General features: G+C 63.9%; 3 protein-coding genes. 2 read left to right on the forward strand and 1 reads right to left on the reverse strand.

Annotation, left to right across the window (positions count from 1 at the left end):
- Nucleotides 1–838, forward strand: an 838-nt coding sequence (locus ACXJ7R_RS22925; protein ID WP_457153845.1) for a recombinase family protein, incomplete at its 5' end; no start/stop codon positions are given.
- Nucleotides 839–1,615: 777 nt separating this feature from the next.
- Nucleotides 1,616–4,921, forward strand: coding sequence for an ATP-binding protein (locus tag ACXJ7R_RS22930; RefSeq protein WP_457153846.1), 3,306 nt, complete (start codon nucleotides 1,616–1,618; stop codon nucleotides 4,919–4,921).
- 168 nt (nucleotides 4,922–5,089) lie between these two features.
- Here the strand turns inward: ACXJ7R_RS22930 and ACXJ7R_RS22935 are convergent.
- On the reverse strand, nucleotides 5,090–5,877 hold a 788-nt coding region (locus tag ACXJ7R_RS22935), incomplete at its 5' end, for an adenylate/guanylate cyclase domain-containing protein (RefSeq protein WP_457153847.1).

Here is a 5,877-nt window from a genome sequence, read left to right on the forward strand (position 1 = left end):
GCGCAAAGGCATGTGGATGGGCGGCAACGTCCCGCTCGGCTATCGGGTCGAGAATCGGAAGCTGCTCATCCAGGATGAAGAGGCAGCAATTGTGCGCATGATCTTCGGCCGGTTCCTGCAGATTGGTTCGGCGACCATTTTGGCACGAACCCTGAATTCGGAGGGCCTCAGGCGCAAGAATGGGAAGTCGTTCGACAAAGGTCTGCTCTATAAGCTCCTCAGCAACCGGGTGTATATCGGCGAAGCCGTTCACAAAGGCACGAGCTATCCCGGCGAGCACCAGCCGCTCATCTCGCAGGATCTCTGGGACAATGTCCGCTCGATCATCGCCGAGCCAGCGCGTAAGCGGGCAGGGCACTGCCGCAGGCAGACGCCGGCATTGCTCCGAGGACTGATTTTCGCGCCGAACGGCTACGCAATGACGCCTGCCCACACCAGGAAGAAGGGGCGGCTGTACAGGTACTACGTCACCACCAGTGTCCAGAAACTCGGGCCGGAAACCTGCTCGGTACGGCGCCTGCCTGCCGGCGAAATCGAGGCCGCAGTCATCGACCAGGTACGCATCCTGCTGCGCTCGCCAGAGATGATTGTGAAGACCTGGGCGACCGCGCGCGAGCACGGCGACGAGATCAGCGAGACCGAGGTGCGCGACGCCCTGATTCAGTTCGATGCTCTTTGGGAGGAACTCTTTCCCGCCGAGCAGGCATGCATCATCCAGTTGCTGGTCGAGCGCATCGACGTCGATGTAGACGGCATCTYCATCCGCCTTCGCACCGAGGGCATAGCCAGTGTCATCGCGGAGCTTAGAGAACGACCAAACCTGGATAGGGCAGCATGAAGAACAACCGCGAGATCAGCCGCGACGGCACCTTGCTGACCGTCTCCATTCCGATGGCGATCCGCAAGCGCGGTGGCCGCAAGGTTGTCGTGTCCCCGGCTGGAGCAGAGCCTTGGGCCCCGTCGCGACCGCGCATCGACAACACGCTGCTGAGAGCCCTTGTCCARGCATTCCACTGGCAGCATRARCTGGAATCAGGGMAACACGCGACGATMAGCGAACTCRSTGCGGCTGAGAAACTCGACCGGTCGTTCGTSTCCCAYATGCTTCGACTRACGCTATTGGCGCCSGACCTSGTYGAGGCAATCCTCGACGGGCGACAGCCTCAGACGGTGCAATTGCAGCCGCTGGTGCGCGGGTTTCCCGTTGAGTGGGAGCGCCAACGGCGCTTGTGAAGGTCTGTTCTACCCAGCGGCCACCTTGTCCGCGTTGCGATGGCAGCAATGCGCCGCATGTCGGCCGTAGCGATCAGCCCTGCTGCCGCCTGAAAGCAGACATTGCACGCGATCACGCTGAAGGTCGCGGTTGCGCCACGAGTTGCCGTTCGGGATGAGTCGTCTGGATGTCGGGTTTGTGGCGCAAAGTGGTCGTTCGGCGATCGTCGCTTTGGGCGGATATGCGGATATACTGAGAATCACAGCCCCGCCATCAGGGAAGAGTGGCGGCAGCATCTTGTTTGTCGCGCCGGACTCAATCTGACGCTGTCGTCGCGCGGGCGTCGATAGACCGTGCGATCCGCCGATAGTATGCTTGACAGCTAATGTGCCGGGAGGGGCAATGGCGCTGGATCTTCGGAGCTGGCTGGAGGAGTTGGGGCTCGGGAAATACGCCGAGATCTTCGCCACGAACGACGTCGATTTCGACCTTCTGCCCGAGCTCGACGATGGTGACCTGGAGCGGCTCGGCATCTCGCTTGGGCATCGCAAGCGGTTGTTGCGCGCGATCGCCGAGCTGAAGGCAGCGCCGCCCGGCCCCGCACCGAACACGTCGGAAGCCGCAGCGTCATCCGGTCCGGAACGCAGGCAGCTCACGGTAATGTTCATCGATCTCGTGGGATCGACTGCACTTTCCGGACGCCTCGATCCGGAGGAGATGGGAGAGCTGCTTCGCGCCTACCAGAACGCCGTAGCCCGCGAAATCGCGTCCTTCGAAGGCCACGTCGCGAAATTCATGGGCGACGGAGTACTCGCTTATTTCGGCTGGCCGCGGGCGCACGAAGACGAGGCAGAGCGGTCCGTGCGGGCCGGACTGGCCATCGGCAAAGCCGTGGCAGCGTTGTCGGGCGGCGGCGCGCCACTCGCCAGCCGGATCGGTATCGCGACGGGCCTTGTCGTGGTGGGCGACCTCATCGGCGCCGGAGCCTCGCAGGAGGAGGCGGTGGTGGGCGAGACGCCAAACCTTGCGGCCCGTCTCCAGGCAGTCGCACAACCCGGCCAGGCCGTGATCGCCGACCTTACCCGACGCCTGGTCGGCGACTATTTCGAACTCGACGACCTCGGGCCGCTGGAGCTGAAGGGAATCCACGCGCCGGTACGGGCCTTCACGGTACTCAGCGAGCGGGCGCTGGAGAGCCGGTTCGCCGCACATGCAGGCACAACGATGCAGCCGATCGTCGGCCGCGACCAGGAGCTGGCGCTGCTTTTGGAGCGCTGGCGCCAGGCCGAGACCGGAGAAGGGCAGATGGTCCTGCTGACCGGAGAGGCCGGCATCGGCAAGTCGCGGATCGCTGAGGCGCTGATCGCCGTGCTGGAGGACAGGCCGCACATCAACCTTCGCTATCAGTGCTCGCCTTATCATACCGACAGTGCGCTGTGGCCGGTGCGGCAGCAACTAGTGTTCGCGGCTGGCATCAGTGCCGACGATCCGACCGACATGCGCCTCGAGAAACTTGAGACGATGCTCGTTCCGACCCCGGGCGGACTGCACCAGACCGCGGCATTGCTCGYGAACCTGCTGGGGATCGATGCCGCAGCACGCTATGGCAACGTCGATCTAAGCCCCGAGCAGCGCCGCAATCGCACGCTGGCGGCGCTGGTTGACCAGCTGATCGGGCTGGCGGCGCGGCAGCCGGTGCTGTTCGTGCTGGAGGATGCGCACTGGGTCGATCCGACGACGCTGGAACTGGTGGAGCTCGCGCTCGACGGTGTGGCGCCGGCGCGCGTACTGATGTTGATCACTGCCCGCCCGACATTCAGCCATGGCTTCGGCGGTCACCCGATTGTCACGCGGCTTGCACTCAACAGGCTGGGCCGCACCCAGACCACCGCTATCATTGAGCGGATCGCCGGGAGCAAAACGCTGCCGGAGAGGCTCGTCGACGAGATCRCCACCCGCACCGACGGAGTGCCGCTTTTTGTAGAGGAGATGACCAAGGCGGTACTCGAAACAGGCGCGCAAGGAGAGGCGCCTGGCACGCGGCTTGCCATTCCGACGTCGTTGCACGATTCGCTGATGGCGCGCCTCGACCGATTGAAATCGGTGAAGGAGGTTGCGCAGACAGCGGCGGTGATCGGCCGCGCCTTCGACCACCGCACGATCGCTGCCCTGGCATCCGTTCCGGAATCTGAACTTGCCGCGGCGATCGAGCGACTTGTCGAGGCCGAGTTGGTCTTTCGCCGAGGCACCGGGTCGGAGGCCACCTATCTGTTCAAGCATGCGCTGGTCCGCGACGCAGCGTATGAGAGCCTTTTGAAGAGTCGACGCCAGGCTCTTCACGGACAGCTGTTTGACATCCTGAAGCAGCGCGACGATGCGCCGCCCGAGATCCTGGCACAGCATGCCGAGGCTGCCGGCCTTGCACAGATGGCCATCGACTGCTGGGACAAGGCCGGAGAAGAGGCCATCGCACGCCCGGCCTACAAGGAGGCAATCGCGCATCTCGAAGCAGCGATACGCCTGTCCCATCAGCTGTCGACAGACCCGTTGTGGCTGCGGCGGGAGTGCGAGCTGCAGGTTCGGCTCGGCCAGGCGTTGTTGGAGCACCTCGGCTACCAGGCGCCGGCCACGATGGCCGCATTCGAGCGCGCCCGAGCGCTTGCCGAGGAAGTGGGCGAGCCTTCGCTGCTGGTCCCATCGATGTACGGCCTTTGGGCAAACCGCTATGTCTCGGGAGCCCCGGCGCCCGAGCTTGCGGCGCGTTTTGCCGAGCTGGCCGCGTCGGGCGAAGACAGCGGCGCGCGCTGCGTGGCGCTTCGGATGCTGGCTCTGGAACGTTTCCACGAGGGGCTCTACGTGCCGTCGCTGCGGCTCCTCGAAGAGGCGCTTTCGCTCTACGACCCCGCCGCGCACCGGGACTTCGGCCTTCGCTACGGACATGACCCGCGGACCGGGGCCATGAACTACAAGGCCTGGAACCTTTGGCATCTCGGCTTCCAGGATCAAGCTCGCGCGACGGCGGAACAGGCGCTGACGTGGGCTCGTGAGGTCGGCCACCAGAACACGATCGGCATCGCGCTCTGCCTTGGCGTCGCCCTGACGAGCATCTGGTCCCGGGACGTCGCCCGGGTGGAGGCGTGCACGGCCGAATCGCTCCGGCTGGCGAAAGACAAGTCACTCGCGCTTTGGAAGGCCTATGGCCGGATCCATTTCGGCTGGGCCCTGGCCGAGCGCGGGCACCCGGACGCGCTCGCAGAGATCGAAGCAGGGCTCGACGAAGCGCGCCGGATCAAAGCGGGCCGCTTCGAGGCATTCCACCTCGGCCTCGCGGCGGATGCGCGCTCGCGCGCTGGGCAGCATGACGCGGCCCAAGCCATGATCGCTGCGGCCTTCGCAGCCCAGGCGAAGAGCCGGGACACGCCTTTCCTGCCCGACCTGCACAGGTTGCGGGCCGCAATCGCGCTTCGCGCCTCAGCCGACGCGACCAATGCGGCTGAAGCCGACCTCAACCAAGCGCTCACAATCGCCCGAAACCAGGCGTCGCCTTCATTGGAGTTGCGGGCAGCGCGCGACCTCGCGCGATTGTGGGCCGAGCGCGGCGAGCGGCGGCGCGCCCGGGACCTTCTTGCGCCGTCCTATCATTGGTTCACAGAAGGATTCGCAAACCCGGACCTCCAGGAAGCCAAGCTTCTTCTGGACCGCCTATGATCGATCAAACCCTGGCGGAATGATCGCAAGCCTCGAAGTCCGCTTCTGACGCGCGATCACGACGTTCCGAACATACCAGAGCAATGACCACATCGGGTCAGAAGCGGCCTTTTCATTATCTCTTTGGCTGACTGAATGTCAGGAACGCGCCAGAAGTAGACATTGGCTTCAGCTTGCCAATGCGTAAAGCTCCCAGCCCTCGGGGATGCCTTTCATCTCCCGGCGCCCAGCGAAGGTGAAGTTCAACCCAGAGCCGACTGCTAGATCCTTCACTGTGCTGGAGGCGAGGATCGAGCCTGGGGACGATTCCGCCATGATTCGCGCCACCAAATGGACCGCCAGACCGCTCAAGTCGTCGCCGCGGTGCTCGCACTCTCCAATGTGGATACCAGTCCGCAACTCCAGCCCAAACGCTTTCGCGTCTCGCGCAAGCGCCTTGGCACATTCAAACGCCGGAGTAGGCCCTGCAAATGTGAGGAGATATCCATCGCCAGTATGCTTGATCATTTGTCCACCGAGAGCCGCAACGCGTCGRCTTGCATTGACTTCCAGCTGTTCAAGAATCGTCCGCCACCGGTCATCCCCCACGGCACTCAGGGTTTTGGTCGAATCGACGATATCCGTCATCAGYAGGGTCATGAGCGCCCGTCCGGGCTTTGCGGTCATCCGTGTACCGGTGACGAACTCTTCGACCTGCCCGATCAACTCGTCCTGATCGCCGTACCATGGGATGTGGTCATTGCCGGGCAGAAGGCGAAATTCAGCGTGAGGAATTCGCTCAGCCAAATAGGATCCCTCATCGACTGCCGTCCAACGATCACCCTCACGATGCAGGACGAGGGTCGGCACCTGTATGGCGGGGAGGATCGCGCGAATATCGATCTCGTAGTTGAGTCGGGTGATCAATTCGGCAGCGTGCGGGCTGGCCGCAAATCGAAGATAGGCCGCATGCCAAC

This window comes from Mesorhizobium sp. P5_C1 (assembly GCF_054049815.1).